The following is a 15,554-nucleotide window of genomic DNA, read 5'->3' as shown; positions in this document are numbered from 1 at the left end:
GGACCCCGGTGCGGGGGCGCCCCCGCCGGGTCGGTCGCCGTCGTCGACCGGACGGCCCGAGCCGCCGTCGCCCTGAGCGGACGGCGTCCCGTCGGTGCCGCGGACCTCGTCGAGGCCCTGCCACGGGTCGAGGCGCCACACACCGGCGCCGAGGGCGACGAGGAGTGCGCCGACCACGACGGTGCGGAACAGAAGGGAGAGCGGGCGGCGCATGGGTGGGTCCTGTCTCGAGATCGCAGCGGGGGAAGACGATCCGGCGGATCAGCATCGTCTGATGAGGAGACGCCCCAGGGGGGCATTTGGTTGCGGCGCGTCCTGTGATCGCGGCGACGTCGAGGCGGACGTAGGGGAACCGTTGGGCGGTTCCCCTACGGTTACGCCGTGGTCCGCGCAGAACTCGACAAGCAGCCCGCCGACGTCCGTCGCATGTTCGACGCCGTGGCCAAGCGGTACGACGTCACCAACGACGTGCTCTCGCTCGGGCAGGATCGACGTTGGCGGCGCGACGTCATCGCCGCCGTCGATCCGCAGCCGGGTCACCGGGTCCTCGACCTCGCGGCCGGCACCGGCACGAGCAGTCAGCCGTTCGCCGATCTCGGGGCGCGCGTCGTCCCGTGCGACTTCTCCCTCGGGATGCTCCAGGTCGGCAAGCAGGCGAGACCACATCTGCCCTTCACCGCCGGGGACGGCACCAAGCTCCCCTTCCGCGACGCCACCTTCGACGCCGTCACGATCAGCTTCGGGCTCCGCAACATCGTCGACCCCGTCGCGGGGCTGCGCGAGCTGCGCCGAGTGACCAAGCCCGGCGGCAGGCTCGTGGTGTGCGAGTTCAGCCACCCGACCTGGGCGCCCTTCCGCACCGTCTACGTCGAGTACCTGATGCGCGCGCTGCCACCGGTCGCGCGCGCCGTCTCCTCCGCGCCCGACGCCTACGTCTACCTGGCGGAGTCGATCCGGGCCTGGCCGGACCAAGCGGGGCTGGCCACGATGATCGGCGACGCCGGATGGCAGGACCCGCAGTGGCGCAATCTCTCGGGCGGGATCGTCGCCCTCCACCGCGCCACGGCCTGATCCGCCTCCTGCGCGTTGACCCGTCTCTACCTGAAGACGGGTCAACGGTCCGGTTCCCGTTCACCCGTCTTTACCTGAAGACGGGTCAACGCAATTAAGCAACGGTCGCGTGTTGTAAATCCGCAGGTCAGACGGCGTTTTATCGGGCGACCCCCATGTGACGCGGATCGCGTGGAGTGGCAGTATGAGCGCCAGATCACACCTCGTGATTGCATTCACAAGGTCACGAGGGGTCCGCCAAGGCAGTGGAAGGAAGGCGGCATGGAGCTCTACACCCCGGTGCTCGTGCTGGCATCGATCGCGGCAGCGTTCGCGATCGGATCGGTAGCCATCAGCTTCTTCATCGGCCCGAAGCGCTACAACCGCGCTCGGCTCGATTCCTACGAGTGCGGCATCGAGCCCACGCCCCAGGCGGTCGGCGGCGGTCGCGTCCCGGTGAAGTACTACATCACCGCGATGATCTTCATCATCTTCGACATCGAGATCATCTTCCTCTACCCGTGGGCCGTGCACTTCGACGCGATGGCGCTCTTCGGGCTCGTCGAGATGGTCCTGTTCATCCTCACCGTCTTCATCGCCTACGTGTACGTGTGGCGACGCGGCGGCCTCGACTGGGACTGAGCGACGCCATGAACGCACCTCGCCTTCGTCGTCCTCACCCGACGACTGCTCCGCCCTCTCCGGCGCCTGACGCCGCCCGGCGGGCCACGAACGACTGGAGAATCTGATGGGTATCGAGGAGAAGCTCCCCAGCGGCGTCCTGCTGACGTCGGTCGAGGGTCTCGCCGGCTACATGCGCAAGGCCAGCTTCTGGCCCGCGACGTTCGGTCTGGCGTGCTGCGCGATCGAGATGATGACCTCGGGCGGGCCCAAGTACGACCTCGCGCGCTTCGGCATGGAGGTCTTCCGAGCCAGTCCGCGTCAGGCCGACCTGATGATCGTGGCGGGCCGGGTGAGCCAGAAGATGGCGCCGGTCGTGCGCCAGATCTATGACCAGATGGCCAACCCGAAGTGGGTGCTGGCGATGGGTGTGTGCGCCAGCAGCGGCGGCATGTTCAACAACTACGCCGTCGTTCAGGGCGTCGACCACATCGTCCCGGTCGACATGTACCTGCCGGGCTGTCCGCCGCGGCCGGAGATGCTGATCGACGCGATCCTCAAGCTGCACGAGCAGGTCCAGCAGACCAAGCTCGGGCCGAACCGGCTCGCCGAGATCGAGGAGCGCGAGACCACGGCGCTCAACGCCCTGCCCACGGCCGATCTGCGGGGGTTGCTTCGATGAGCGACGAGGACAAGACCACCGGCCCCACGCCGCCTGCCGAGATCGACTCCGATGTCGCCCAGAGCGGCACCGAGAGCCAGGCCGTGGCCGCCCGCACCGGCATGTTCGGCGTGCGCGGCACCGGTGACACCAGCGGCTACGGCGGCCTGGTCGCCCCGGTCGTCTTCCCGGGTGCGGCCTCGCGTCCGTTCGGCGGCTACTTCGACGAGGTCGCCGACGCGATCGAGGCCGTCACGGGCGCTCCGAGCCGGGTCGTCGTCCACCGTGGCGAGATCACCTTCCACGTCCGCCGCGAGGACCTCGAGGTGTTCGCCCGTGCTCTGCGCGACGACGCGAAGTTGCGCTTCGAGATGTGCCTCGGCGTCAGCGGCGTGCACTACCCCGACGACGTCGACGCCGAGCTGCACGCCGTCTACCACTTCCTCTCGATGACCTACAACCGACGCGTGCGGGTGGAGGTGTCGGCGCCGGACGCCGATCCTCACGTGCCGTCGTTGGTGAGCATCTACCCGATGCTCGACTGGCACGAGCGCGAGACCTACGACATGTTCGGCCTGATCTTCGACGGCCACCCTGCGCTGACCCGGATCCTGATGCCCGACGACTGGCCCGGACACCCGCAGCGCAAGGACTACCCACTCGGCGGCATCCCGGTGGAGTACAAGGGCGCGACGATTCCGCCGCCCGACCAGCGGAGGGCTTACAACTGACATGAGCACGACGGACGACATCTACGCGGGCTCCCAGGAGACCACCGACGGCCGGGTCTTCACCGTCACCGGTCGCGACTGGGACGAGCTGGTCCGCGGCATCGGCGACGACCTGGCCGAAGAGCGGGTCGTGGTCAACATGGGGCCGCAGCACCCCTCCACGCACGGCGTCCTCCGCCTGATCCTCGAGATCGAGGGCGAGACGGTCACCGAGGCGCGGTGCGGCATCGGCTACCTGCACACCGGCATCGAGAAGAACATGGAGTACCGCTCCTGGGTGCAGGGCACCACCTTCTGCACCCGGATGGACTACCTCTCCCCGTTCTACAACGAGGCCAGCTACGTGCTGGGCGTCGAGCGCCTGCTCGACATCGAGGACCAGATCCCGGAGAAGGCCAGCGTCATGCGGGTGCTCCTCATGGAGCTCAACCGCATCTCCAGCCACCTGGTGTGCATCGCCACCGGCGGCATGGAGATCGGCGCGCTGACCGTGATGACGATCGGGTTCCGCGAGCGCGAGCTCGTGCTCGACCTCTTCGAGCTCATCACCGGCCTCCGCATGAACCACGCGTTCATCCGTCCGGGTGGAGTCGCCCAGGACCTCCCGCCCGGCGCACTGGACGAGATCCGCGGTTTCATCGAGCTGATGAAGAAGCGGCTGCCCGAGTACGCCGCGCTCTGCAACGCCAACCCCATCTTCAAGGGTCGCCTCGAGGGCGTGGGGCACCTCGATCTCGAGGGCTGCATGGCGCTCGGCCTCACCGGCCCGGTGCTGCGCAGCACCGGCTACGCCTGGGACCTGCGCAAGACCCAGCCGTACTGCGGCTACGAGGACTACGAGTTCGACGTCCAGACCTGGGACACCAGCGACTCCTACGGCCGCTTCCGCGTCCGGCTCAACGAGATGTGGGAGTCGTTGCGCATCGTGCAGCAGTGCGCGGACCGTCTCGCGGCCCTCGAGGGCGCGCCGGTGATGGTGGCGGACAAGAAGATCGCCTGGCCCAGCCAGCTCTCGATCGGCAGCGACGGCATGGGCAACAGCCTCGACCACATCCGCCACATCATGGGCGAGTCGATGGAGGCCCTGATCCACCACTTCAAGCTCGTCACCGAGGGCTTCCGGGTCCCGCCCGGGCAGGCCTACGTGCCGCTGGAGTCCCCGCGCGGCGAGCTCGGAGCGCACGTCGTGTCCGACGGCGGCACGCGGCCGTTCCGCGCGCACTTCCGCGACCCCTCGTTCAACAACCTGCAGGCCACGAGCGTGATGAGCGAGGGTGGCCAGGTCGCCGACGTCATCGTCGCGATCGCATCCATCGACCCGGTGATGGGAGGCGTCGACCGATGACGCAGGCGACGACACTGACCGAGACGACGATCTCGGAGTTGCGCGAGATCGCGGGACGCTACCCGGAGAAGCGCTCGGGCCTCCTGCCGATGCTCCACCTGGTGCAGTCGGTGCAGGGCCGCGTCACGCCCGAGGGCATCGAGATCTGCGCCGAGATCCTGGACATCTCCGCCGCCGAGGTCAGCGGCGTGGCGACGTTCTACACGATGTACAAGCGCAAGCCCGTCGGTGACTACCACGTCGGGGTCTGCACGAACACGCTCTGCGCGGTGATGGGCGGCGACGAGATCTTCGCCCGGTTGAAGCAGCACCTCGACGTCGGCAACGACGAGACGACGCCTGAGGAGCAGGGCAAGAAGAGCATCACGCTCGAGCACGTCGAGTGCAACGCCGCCTGCGACTACGCCCCGGTGATGATGGTCAACTGGGAGTTCATGGACAACCAGACGCCGGACTCCGCCGTCGCGGTGGTCGACGACCTCCGCGCCGGCAAGGAGGTCCGCTCCACGCGCGGCCCCCGGCTCTGCACCTGGCGTGAGGCCGAGCGCGTGCTCGCCGGCTTCAACGACGGCCTGGCCGACGAGGGCCCCGCCGCAGGCCCGGCGTCGCTCGCCGGCGTCGAGATCGCCGGCGAGCGCGGGTGGACGGCCCCGGTCGCCCAGGCGAGCGGTGCCACCGGCACCGAGCCGGAGACCAAGGAGGGCGCCGTCGCCGAGGCCGACACCTCGCGCGCGGAGTCCGAGACGGTGCAGGAGAAGAGCCAGTGAGGTTCCGTGACCCCGTCGGCTCGTTCATCGCCGGCTCCTCCTCAACCACCGGAAGAGGGCACTGACGTGACCGACACCCTGACCCCCGTCCTCACCGACGACTGGGACGCCGAGCGCAGCTGGACGTTGGCGACGTATGAGTCGCGCGGTGGCTACGGAGCGCTGAAGAAGGCGCTCACGATGCCGCAGGACGACATCATCACCGCCGTCAAGGACTCCGGTCTGCGCGGCCGCGGCGGCGCCGGCTTCCCCACGGGCATGAAGTGGAGCTTCATCCCCCAGGACAACCCCAAGCCGAAGTACCTCGTCGTCAACGCCGACGAGTCCGAGCCGGGCACCTGCAAGGACATCCCGCTCATGATGGCCACGCCGCACACCCTGGTCGAGGGCGTGATCATCAGCTCGTTCGCGATCCGTGCCAACCACGCGTTCATCTACATCCGCGGTGAGGTCCTCCACGTGATCCGCCGCGTCCAGGCTGCCGTCGCCGAGGCCTACGCCGCCGGCCACCTCGGCAAGAACATCCACGGCTCGGGCTACGACCTCGACGTCGTGGTGCACGCGGGTGCGGGCGCCTACATCTGCGGCGAGGAGACCGCTCTCCTCGAGGGCCTGGAGGGACGTCGCGGTCAACCGCGTCTGCGCCCGCCGTTCCCCGCCGTCGCGGGCCTGTACGCCAGCCCGACCGTGATCAACAACGTCGAGTCGATCGCCTCGGTGCCCAGCATCATCGCCAACGGTGCCGACTGGTTCGCCTCGATGGGCACCGAGAAGTCCAAGGGCTACGGCATCTTCTCGCTCTCGGGCCACGTCGAGCGACCGGGCCAGTACGAGGCCCCGCTCGGCATCACGCTGCGTGAGCTGATCGACCTCGCCGGCGGCATGCGCCACGGCCACCGCCTGAAGTTCTGGACGCCGGGAGGCTCGAGCACGCCGCTGCTCACCGACGAGCACCTCGACGTCCCGCTGGACTTCGAGGCGATGGCCGGCGTCGGCACCATGCTCGGCACCCGCGCCATCCAGCTCTTCGACGAGACCACGTGCGTCGTGCGCGCGGTGCTGCGCTGGACCGAGTTCTACAAGCACGAGTCGTGCGGCAAGTGCACCCCGTGCCGCGAGGGCACGTGGTGGCTGGTGCAGACCCTGGCTGCGCTGGAGCAGGGGCAGGGCAGCGAGGGCGACCTCGATCTCCTCCTCGACCAGTGCGAGAACATCCTGGGTCGCTCCTTCTGCGCGCTCGGCGACGGTGCGACCAGCCCGATCTCCAGCTCCATCCAGTTCTTCCGCGACGAGTACCTCGCCCACCTGACCGGCGGCGGGTGCCCCTTCGACCCGGCCGCGTCGACGGTCTGGGCCCCCTCCCTGACGAAGGCAGGTGCGTGAGCCATGACGACGACGCCTGAGAAGGTCGAGACCGTCACCGTCACCATCGACGGAATCCAGGTCGAGGTCGCCAAGGACACCCTGGTGATCCGGGCAGCCGAGCAGGTCGGCGTCCAGATCCCGCGGTTCTGCGACCACCCGTTGCTCGCTCCGGTCGGCGCCTGCCGCCAGTGCCTCGTCGACGTCCCCGATGCGGGCAACGGCCGCGGCTTCCCGAAGCCGCAGGCCTCCTGCACGCTCCCCGTCGCCGACGGCATGGTGGTCAGCACCCAGCTGACCAGCGAGGTCGCCGACAAGGCGCAGCAGGGAGTCATGGAGTTCCTGCTGATCAACCACCCGCTCGACTGCCCGGTCTGCGACAAGGGCGGCGAGTGCCCCCTGCAGAACCAGGCGATGAGCAACGGCCAGGGTGAGTCGCGTTTCGCCTCCTCGGGCACGGGTGGCGTCAAGCGGACCTTTCCCAAGCCGATCAACCTCAGCCCGCAGGTGCTGCTCGACCGCGAGCGCTGCATCGTGTGCCAGCGCTGCACCCGCTTCGCGGAGGAGATCCCCGGCGACCCGTTCATCGCGCTGATCGAGCGAGGCGCCCAGCAGCAGATCGGCATCGCCGAGAACGCGCCCTTCCTCTCCTACTTCTCCGGCAACGTCATCCAGATCTGCCCGGTCGGCGCGCTGACCTCGGAGTCGTACCGGTTCCGGTCCCGCCCCTTCGACCTGGTCTCCTCGCCCGCGGTCGCCGAGCACGACGCCTGCGGAGCCGCGATCCGCGTCGACCACCGCCGCGGCAAGGTGATGCGCCGCCTGGCCGGCGACGACCCGGACGTGAACGAGGAGTGGATCACCGACAAGGACCGCTTCGCGTTCGCCTACGCGACCGAGGCCGACCGGATCGGCTACCCGATGGTCAGGGAGGACGGCGAACTGCGGCCCGCGTCGTGGACCGAGGCGTTCGCCGTCGCGGCCCGTGGCCTCGCGACCGCTCGCGCTGCCGGCGGCGTCGGAGTGCTCACCGGTGGACGCCTCACCGGCGAGGACGCCTACGCCTACAGCAAGTTCGCACGGGTCGCCCTCGACACCAACGACATCGACTTCCGCGCCCGCCCGCACTCGGCCGAGGAGGCCGACTTCCTCGCTGCGCACGTCGTCGCGACGGGCCCCGGCGGTGGCGGGGTCACCTACCGCGATCTCGAGACCGCGACCGGCGTCGTCCTGGTGGGCCTGGAGCCCGAGGACGAGGCGGGCACGATCTTCCTGCGGCTGCGCAAGGCCGTGCTGCACGCGGGCCTGCCCGTGCGGTCGGTCGCCCCCTTCACCACCCGCGGGCTCCGCAAGCTCGACGGCACCCTGATCGCGACGGCCCCGGGCGCCGAGACCGCCGCGATCGCCGCACTCGACGTCGATGCCGGCACGATCGTGCTCCTCGGCGAGCGACTGGCCACCGTGCCGGGCGCGCTGACGGCGGCCGCGGACCTCGCCGCCCGCACCGGGGCACGACTCGCGTGGGTCCCACGGCGCGCGGGCGACCGCGGCGCCGTCGAGACCGGCTGCCTGCCGAACCTGCTGCCGGGCGGCCGTCCGGTCGTCGACGCGGCCGCCCGCGTCGACGTCGCCACCGCCTGGGGCCTGGACCGCCTGCCCGAGACTCCGGGGCGTGACGCCGACGCCATCGTCGCGGCCCTCACCGCAGGAGACCTGGGTGGGGTGGTCGTGGCCGGGGTCGACCCGGCCGATACCGCCGACCCGGCGGCGACCCGCGCGGCGCTCGAGGCAGCCACCTTCGTGGTCGCCCTGGACCTGCGGGCCAGCGACGTCACCCGCCTGGCCGACGTCGTCTTCCCGGTCGCGCCGATCACCGACCGGGCAGGCTCGTTCGTGAACTGGGAGGGACGCGTGCGCCCCTTCGACCAGATCTTCGCGAACCCGGCCTCCCTGCCGGAGCTGCGCATCCTGGCGGGCATCGCCGAGGAGCTCGACGCGCCGCTCGGCTTCCGCACCGTCGACCAGGTCTGGTCGGAGATGGAGCAGCTCGGCGCCTGGGACGGCGCTCGCGCCACCGCGGCATCCGCGGCGCCCGCGGAGCCGGCCACGGCCGCCGTCCAGGCGGGCGACAGCCTCGCACTCGCGTCCTGGAAGCAGCTCGTCGACAACGGCGTCATGCAGGCCGGGGACAAGCACTACCTCGCCACCGCCCGCCCGGCCGTCGCGAAGGTCGCCCCGGCGTTGGCGGCGGCGCTCGGCGACACCGCCACCGTCACCGGCGACCGAGGCTCGGTGACCGTGCCGGTCGAGGCCGTCGACGACATGGTCGAGGGCGTGGTCTGGCTGCCGGCCAACTCCACGGGTCTGGGCCTTCTCACCGATCTGGCGTCCCCGGGATCCCGGGTCACCATCACCGGAGGTGCGGTCTGATGACCACGTTGACTGCCATCACCGGGCTGCTCTCGGCCTCGGCCGCCGCCGATGAGCCGGGCGACGGCCCGCTGGCTGCCTTCGGTCAGGACGTCTGGTGGATCGTCCTGGTGAAGTCGCTGCTGATCTTCGTCTTCCTGGTGCTGCTCACGCTCTTCAACATCTGGTGGGAGCGCCGTGTCGTGGCCCGGATGCAGCACCGCATCGGACCGAACGTCAACGGGCCCTTCGGGCTTCTGCAGTCGCTCGCCGACGGCGCTAAGCTGATGTTCAAGGAGGACATCATCCCGAAGGCGGCCGACAAGCTCGTCTTCATCGCCGCGCCGGTCATCTCGGTGATCGCCGCGTTCGCCACGTTCTCGGTGATCCCCTTCGGGCCCGAGGTCACGATGTTCGGCGAGAAGACGCCGCTGCAGCTCACCGACATGCCGGTGGCGGTGCTGTTCGTGATGGCCGTCGCCTCCGTCGGCATCTACGGCCTGGTGCTCGGCGGCTGGTCCAGCGGCTCGACCTACTCCCTGCTCGGTGGCCTCCGCTCGAGCGCCCAGATGATCTCCTACGAGGTCGCGATGGGCCTGGCGCTCGTCGCGGTCTTCCTCTACGCCGGCTCGATGTCGACCTCGGAGATCGTCGCCGCGCAGGACGACCTCTGGTTCGGGCTCATCCTGATCCCGTCGTTCGTGATCTACACGATCGCGATGGTCGGCGAGACCAACCGTGCTCCCTTCGACCTCCCGGAGGCCGAGGGCGAGCTCGTCGGCGGGTTCCACACCGAGTACTCCTCGATCAAGTTCGCGCTCTTCTTCCTCGCCGAGTACATCAACATGGCGACGGTCTCGGCTCTCGCCGTCACGCTGTTCCTCGGCGGATGGCACGCGCCGTTCTGGATCGACGAGTTCTGGCCGGGCGCCAACGAGGGCTACGTCCCGGTGATCTGGTTCCTGGGCAAGATGCTCGGCTTCATCTTCATGTTCATCTGGCTGCGCGGCTCGCTGCCCCGCCTGCGCTACGACCAGTTCATGGCGTTCGGATGGAAGCGTCTGATCCCGATCTCCATCGCCTGGATCGTCGCCGTCGCGGTGCTCCGCGTCGCCAAGCTCGAGGGCTGGCTGGAGACCGACAACCTTCGTATCGGCATCGGTGTCCTCCTCGTGCTGCTCCTGGTGCTCTTCTTCGTCGGCGGCCGCGGTGACGACGAGGACGCCGCCTCGACCGCGGTCGAGGCGGCACGTCCGGGCGCCTTCCCCACCCCGCCGATGCCGGCGGGAGGTGCGGCGCGCGGAGCGGCCGCGCCGCTCACGTTCCCGAGTCCGACCACGGTGCCGGCCGGCGCCGGATCGACGGGCTCCTCGTCCACGATGGCAGGGGAGGACTCCTGATGTCCGAGCCGATCAAGGCCCCGGTCGCCAAGGGCGACCACGAGCCGAAGACGCTCAAGGAACAGTTCTGGGACCCGGTCGCCGGGTTCGGTGTCACCTTCCGCACGATGTTCAAGAAGGTCGTCACCGAGCAGTACCCGTTCGAGAAGCCGCCGACCGCGCCTCGCTTCCACGGCCGCCACCAGCTCAACCGCTGGCCCGACGGACTGGAGAAGTGCGTGGGCTGCGAGCTCTGCGCGTGGGCCTGCCCGGCCGACGCCATCTACGTCGAGGGCGCCTCGAACTCCGACGACGCCGAGAACGGCGGGGAGCGGTTCAGCCCGGGTGAGCGCTACGGCCGCGTCTACCAGATCAACTACCTGCGCTGCATCCTGTGCGGCCTGTGCATCGAGGCGTGCCCGACCCGCGCGCTGACGATGACCAACGAGTACGAGCTGGCGGACAACAACCGCGCGGACCTCATCTACGAGAAGTCCGACCTGCTCGCCCCGCTGCTGCCCGGCATGGAGCAGCCGCCGCACCCGATGCGGCTGGGCGAGGACGAGGGCGCCTACTACCGCAACGAGTTCCGGGCGACCACGACGGGAGGCGACCAGTGACCGCGTTCTGGATCCTGGCGCCGGTGATGGTGCTGGCCGCGCTCGGCATCCTGTTCGTGCGCAAGGCCGTGCACGCCGCCCTGCTGCTCGCCGTGGTGATGATCAGCCTCGCCGTGCTCTACGCCGTCCTCGAGGCGCCGTTCCTGTTCGCGGTGCAGATCATCGTCTACACCGGCGCCATCCTGATGCTCTTCCTCTTCGTGCTGATGCTCGTCGGCGTCGACGCCTCCGACTCGGTCGTGGAGACCATCAAGGGGCAGCGCGTGCTCGCCACGATCGCGGGCCTCGCGCTCGGTCTGATCCTGGTGGTGGGCATCGGGCAGCTCACGCTCGGCACGACCGTCGGACTGGCAGAGGCCAACGCCGAGGGCAACATCCAGGGTCTGGCCAACATCCTCTTCTCCCGCTACGTCTTCGCCTTCGAGGTGACCAGCGCGCTGCTGATCACCGCAGCGGTCGGCGCGATGGTGCTCGCCCATCGTGAGCGCCTGGCGCCGAAGCCCTCGCAGGGGGACCTCGCTGCCCAGCGAGTACGCGACTTCGCCGAGAAGGGCACCCACCTCGGTCCGCTGCCGGCACCGGGCGTCTACGCGCGCCACAACGCCGTCGACACTCCGGCGTTGCTGCCCGACGGCACGGCGGCAGAGGCCTCGGTCAGCCGCGTGCTCGCCGCCCGCGGGACCGTGCGCTCGGCCCCCGCCCTCGCCGAGGACATCGAGGAGCTCAAGCGGCAGCTCGGCGTGGATCCAGCGCAGATGCCCGAGACCTCCGGACGCTCCGGCGCCACGGCCAGCAGCGAGGAGGACGTCCAGTCATGACCGAGTACCTGGTGCTCTCCGCGATCCTCTTCACGATCGGGTCCGTCGGTGTGCTCGTGCGACGCAACGCCATCGTGGTGTTCATGTGCGTCGAGCTGATGCTCAACGCCTGCAACCTCTCGCTGGTGGCGTTCGCCAAGCAGCACGGCAACCTCGATGGCCAGATCACCGCGTTCTTCGTGATGGTCGTCGCGGCTGCGGAGGTCGTGGTCGGCCTCGCCATCATCATGACCATCTTCCGCACCCGTCGTTCGGCCTCGGTCGACGACGCGAGTCTGCTGAAGTTCTGAAAGGCGACGACTACTGATGTTCCTCCTTCAGGCCGGGTCGCAGATCCCGGTGGTCACTCCCGAGGCCGCGGACGGTGTCTTCTCGCTGATGTGGCTGGTGATCGGACTCCCGCTCGCGGGGGCCGCGATCCTGCTGCTGGGCGGGCGCTACACCGACAAGTGGGGCCACCTCCTCGGCACCGCGACGGCGCTGGGCTCGTTCGTCATCAGCCTCGCGATGTTCTTCACGCTGTGGGGCCGCGCCGACGACGAGCGCCAGATCACCCAGCACCTCTACGACTGGATCCACGTCGGCGGCCTCGATGTCGGCATGGACCTCCTCTACGACCAGCTCTCCGCGCTCTTCCTCCTGCTGATCACCGGTGTGGGTTCGCTGATCCACATCTACTCGATCGGCTACATGAGCCACGACCCGCGGCGTCGCCGTTTCTTCGGGTACCTGAACCTGTTCGTCGCTGCGATGCTCATGCTGATCCTGAGCGAGAACTACCTCGGCCTCTTCCTCGGTTGGGAGGGCGTGGGTCTGGCCTCCTACCTGCTCATCGGGTTCTGGCAGCACAAGCCCTCCGCCGCCGCCGCCGCCAAGAAGGCCTTCGTCATCAACCGTGTCGGTGACATGGGCATGGCGATGGCGATCTTCCTGGCCTTCGTCACCTTCGGCTCCACGAGCTTCAGCGTGATCTCCGCCGGTGCCGGCGACGCCACCGAGACGACGATGACCTGGCTCGGGATCCTCCTGCTCATCGGTGCCTGCGGAAAGTCGGCGCAGGTGCCGCTGCAGGCCTGGCTGCTCGACGCGATGGAGGGTCCGACCCCGGTCTCCGCCCTCATCCACGCGGCGACCATGGTGACCGCCGGCGTCTACCTGATCACGCGGTCCAACTTCGTCTTCGAGAACGCACCCGACGCCCAGACCGCCGTCGTGGTGGTCGCCGTCGTCACGATCCTGTGGGGCGCGGTCATCGGGTGCGCCAAGGACGACATCAAGAAGGCGCTCGCCGGATCCACCATGAGTCAGATCGGCTACATGATGCTCGGTGCCGGTCTCGGCACGGCCGGCTACGCGTTCGCGATCTTCCACCTGCTCACGCACGGCTTCTTCAAGGCCAACATGTTCCTCGGCGCCGGGTCGGTCATGCACGGCATGAACGACGACGTCGACATGCGGCACTACGGCGTGCTCAACAAGGCCATGCCGGTGACGTTCCTGACCTTCGCCATGGGCTACCTGGCGATCATCGGCTTCCCCGGCTTCTCCGGGTTCTGGTCGAAGGACAAGATCATCGAGACGGCGCTGGCCGACAACTGGCTCGTCGGTCTGTGCGCGCTGCTCGGTGCCGGAGTCACCGGCTTCTACATGACCCGTCTGATGCTGATGACCTTCTTCACCAAGAAGCGCTGGCAGAAGGACGTGCACCCGCACGAGTCGCCCGCCGTCATGACCGTGCCGCTGATCGTGCTCGCCGCGCTCTCGGTGCTCGGTGGCGTGCTGCTGCTGGGCGACTGGATCGTGGAGTGGCTGGCGCCCGTCGTCGGCGAGCCGCACCACCACGAGCCGCCGTTGCCGATCATCGTCATCACGCTGATGACGGTCGCCGTGGTCGCCGTCGGCGTCGCGATCGCCTTCTTCCTCGTGCAGAAGCGCGACGTGCCGGAGACCGCTCCCACCGACGTCTCGTTCCTCACCAGGGCCGCGCGCGCGGACCTGTACGGAGACGCGATCAACGAGGGCCTGATCGTCCAGCCGGGTCGCCGTCTGGTCAGCGGACTGGTCGCCTTCGACCGCGGTGGGGCCGACGGCACCTTCATGGGTGGAGGTGCGGCCGTCAAGGGCGTGGGCAACCTGCTGCGCAAGGCGCAGACCGGCTACGTGCGCTCCTACGCGCTCTCCGTGCTCCTCGGCGTCGTCCTGGTCACCCTCGCCCTGCTGGCGGTGAACTGGTGATCGCGACCGCCCACTCCCTGCGCTCATTGGAGGTCGTCGGCCGATGCTGACCGCACTCATCCTCGTGCCCCTCGTCGGCGCCGTCGCCCTGGCATTCCTGCCGGCCACGATCGCCCGCACCGTGGGCCTCGCCGTCTCCGCGGCGACTCTCGTGCTCGGTGGCGTCATCGCCCTCCGGTACGAGGTCGACGGCGGCATGCAGTTCACCGAGACCCACACCTGGATCGATGCACTGGGCGTGCACTACGCGCTCGGTCTCGACGGGCTCGGCCTGCTCATGGTGCTGCTCACCGTGGTCCTCGTCCCGATCGTGCTGGTGGCCGAGTGGGACGGCGGGCGTGAGAACCCGAAGGCCTACTACGCCTGGATCCTGGCGCTGGAAGCGCTGTCGCTGGCGGTCTTCTGCGCCACCGACGTCTTCCTCTTCTACGTGGTCTTCGAGGCCACCCTCATCCCGGCCTACTTCCTGGTCGGCGGCTTCGGCCGCGAGGGGCGCAGCGCCGCGGCGATCAAGTTCCTGATGTTCCAGCTCGCCGGCGGCCTGGTGCTGCTGGCCTCGGTCATCGGCCTCTACGTCGTCTCCGCGCAGCAGGGCACGCCGTCCTACCTGCTCAGCGACTTGGCCGAGCTCGACATCAGCACCGAGGCGGGGCGCTGGCTCTTCGTGGGCTTCTTCATCGCCTTCGCGATCAAGGCGCCGTTGTTCCCGGTGCACACCTGGCTCGCCGACACCACCGAGAAGGCGACGCCCGGCACGAGCGTGCTGCTGGTCTGCGTGCTCGACAAGATCGGCACGTTCGGCATGCTGCGCTTCTGTCTGGGGATCTTCCCCGAGGCCTCGCAGTGGGCCACGCCGGTCGTGATCGCGCTGGCGCTCATCTCGATCGTCTACGGCGCCTTCGTCGCGATCGGCCAGGACGACGTGCTGCGACTGATCGGTCTGACCTCGCTGAGCCACTTCGGCTTCATCGTGCTCGGCATCTTCGTCTTCAGCAGCCAGGGCGGCTCCGGCGCGGTGATCTACATGGTCAACCACGGGGTCGGCACCGCGGCGCTCTTCCTGATCGCGGGCTACATCATCAAGCGCCGCGGCACGACGCTGATCAGCGAGATGGGCGGACTGGAGAAGGCGACGCCGATCCTTGCGGGCCTCTTCCTGGTCGCCGGTCTGGCGACGTTGGGTCTGCCCGGCCTGAGCTCGTTCATCTCCGAGTTCCTGGTGCTGCTCTCGGCCTTCGACTACCGCTGGTGGGTCGGCGCCATCGCGGTCAGCGGCATCGTGCTCGCCGCGATCTACGTGCTCTGGGCCTACCAGCGCATCATGACCGGCCCGACGCCGGACGACGTTGCCTCGACGCCGGACGCCGGGAAGCGCGAGATCCTCGCTGTCGCTCCGCTGATGGTGGCGCTGGTGCTGTTCGGGTTCTTCCCCCAGCCGCTGCTCGACGCGAGCAACCCCTACATCGACGACCTGATGCAGCACGTCGGCGTCACCGACGACGCCCCGGCGGTTGCGCCGGGCGGCGGATCGCACGAGTCCGGAGAGGGCCACTGAC

Annotated in this window: 15 protein-coding genes; 14 read left to right on the top strand and 1 reads right to left on the bottom strand. The window is 69.1% G+C overall.

Annotated features, from left to right (window positions below):
* The coding region (locus KSO97_RS09690) for a hypothetical protein (protein ID WP_232678294.1) at positions 1–213 on the bottom strand (213 nt) is incomplete at its 3' end.
* A gap of 168 nt (positions 214–381) precedes the next feature.
* Between KSO97_RS09690 and KSO97_RS09685 the strand changes: the two genes are divergently transcribed.
* The 14 genes from KSO97_RS09685 (at position 382) to KSO97_RS09620 (ending at position 15,553) form a co-directional block, all read left to right on the top strand.
* Entirely contained in the window at positions 382–1,071 is a 690-nt protein-coding gene (locus tag KSO97_RS09685) for a demethylmenaquinone methyltransferase (protein ID WP_232678292.1), read from the top strand.
* Positions 1,072–1,332: 261 nt separating this feature from the next.
* Positions 1,333–1,692 (top strand): NADH-quinone oxidoreductase subunit A, encoded by a 360-nt coding sequence (locus tag KSO97_RS09680; protein ID WP_232678290.1) that lies wholly within the window; start codon positions 1,333–1,335, stop codon positions 1,690–1,692.
* 106 nt (positions 1,693–1,798) lie between these two features.
* Complete coding sequence (locus KSO97_RS09675; RefSeq protein WP_232678289.1) at positions 1,799–2,353, top strand: NADH-quinone oxidoreductase subunit B family protein; 555 nt, start codon at positions 1,799–1,801, stop codon at positions 2,351–2,353.
* Positions 2,350–3,063 (top strand): NADH-quinone oxidoreductase subunit C, encoded by a 714-nt coding sequence (locus KSO97_RS09670; RefSeq protein ID WP_232678286.1) that lies wholly within the window; start codon positions 2,350–2,352, stop codon positions 3,061–3,063. The genes KSO97_RS09675 and KSO97_RS09670 overlap by 4 nt, the downstream gene beginning before the upstream one ends.
* A gap of 1 nt (position 3,064) precedes the next feature.
* Complete coding sequence (locus KSO97_RS09665) at positions 3,065–4,408, top strand: NADH-quinone oxidoreductase subunit D (RefSeq protein ID WP_232678285.1); 1,344 nt, start codon at positions 3,065–3,067, stop codon at positions 4,406–4,408.
* Positions 4,405–5,175 (top strand): NADH-quinone oxidoreductase subunit NuoE, encoded by a 771-nt coding sequence (gene nuoE, locus KSO97_RS09660; protein ID WP_232678283.1) that lies wholly within the window; start codon positions 4,405–4,407, stop codon positions 5,173–5,175. Before KSO97_RS09665 ends, nuoE begins: the two co-directional genes overlap by 4 nt.
* A gap of 66 nt (positions 5,176–5,241) precedes the next feature.
* Positions 5,242–6,558 (top strand): NADH-quinone oxidoreductase subunit NuoF, encoded by a 1,317-nt coding sequence (gene nuoF, locus KSO97_RS09655; protein ID WP_232678281.1) that lies wholly within the window; start codon positions 5,242–5,244, stop codon positions 6,556–6,558.
* Between the two features lie 3 nt (positions 6,559–6,561).
* Positions 6,562–8,967 (top strand): NADH-quinone oxidoreductase subunit G, encoded by a 2,406-nt coding sequence (locus tag KSO97_RS09650; RefSeq protein ID WP_232678278.1) that lies wholly within the window; start codon positions 6,562–6,564, stop codon positions 8,965–8,967.
* A complete protein-coding gene (gene nuoH, locus KSO97_RS09645) occupies positions 8,967–10,346 on the top strand; it encodes an NADH-quinone oxidoreductase subunit NuoH (protein WP_232678276.1) in 1,380 nt (459 codons plus the stop codon). The genes KSO97_RS09650 and nuoH overlap by 1 nt, the downstream gene beginning before the upstream one ends.
* The gene (nuoI, locus tag KSO97_RS09640; protein ID WP_232678274.1) at positions 10,346–10,945 is read left to right on the top strand and encodes an NADH-quinone oxidoreductase subunit NuoI; all 600 of its coding nucleotides are present in this window, start codon (positions 10,346–10,348) and stop codon (positions 10,943–10,945) included. The genes nuoH and nuoI overlap by 1 nt, the downstream gene beginning before the upstream one ends.
* A complete protein-coding gene (locus tag KSO97_RS09635) occupies positions 10,942–11,763 on the top strand; it encodes an NADH-quinone oxidoreductase subunit J (protein WP_232678272.1) in 822 nt (273 codons plus the stop codon). Before nuoI ends, KSO97_RS09635 begins: the two co-directional genes overlap by 4 nt.
* Complete coding sequence (gene nuoK, locus KSO97_RS09630; RefSeq protein WP_232678270.1) at positions 11,760–12,053, top strand: NADH-quinone oxidoreductase subunit NuoK; 294 nt, start codon at positions 11,760–11,762, stop codon at positions 12,051–12,053. The genes KSO97_RS09635 and nuoK overlap by 4 nt, the downstream gene beginning before the upstream one ends.
* Positions 12,054–12,069: 16 nt before the next feature.
* Positions 12,070–13,998, top strand: coding sequence for an NADH-quinone oxidoreductase subunit L (gene nuoL / locus KSO97_RS09625; protein WP_232678269.1), 1,929 nt, complete (start codon positions 12,070–12,072; stop codon positions 13,996–13,998).
* Between the two features lie 43 nt (positions 13,999–14,041).
* Positions 14,042–15,553 (top strand): NADH-quinone oxidoreductase subunit M, encoded by a 1,512-nt coding sequence (locus KSO97_RS09620; protein WP_232678268.1) that lies wholly within the window; start codon positions 14,042–14,044, stop codon positions 15,551–15,553.
* Position 15,554 lies beyond the last annotated feature (1 nt).

The sequence above is a fragment of the Nocardioides sp. R-C-SC26 genome, from assembly GCF_021246465.1.
Lineage (GTDB): Bacteria > Actinomycetota > Actinomycetes > Propionibacteriales > Nocardioidaceae > Nocardioides.
Note: the sequence above shows the minus strand (reverse complement) of the source record. Positions and strands in the feature narration are given on the sequence as shown.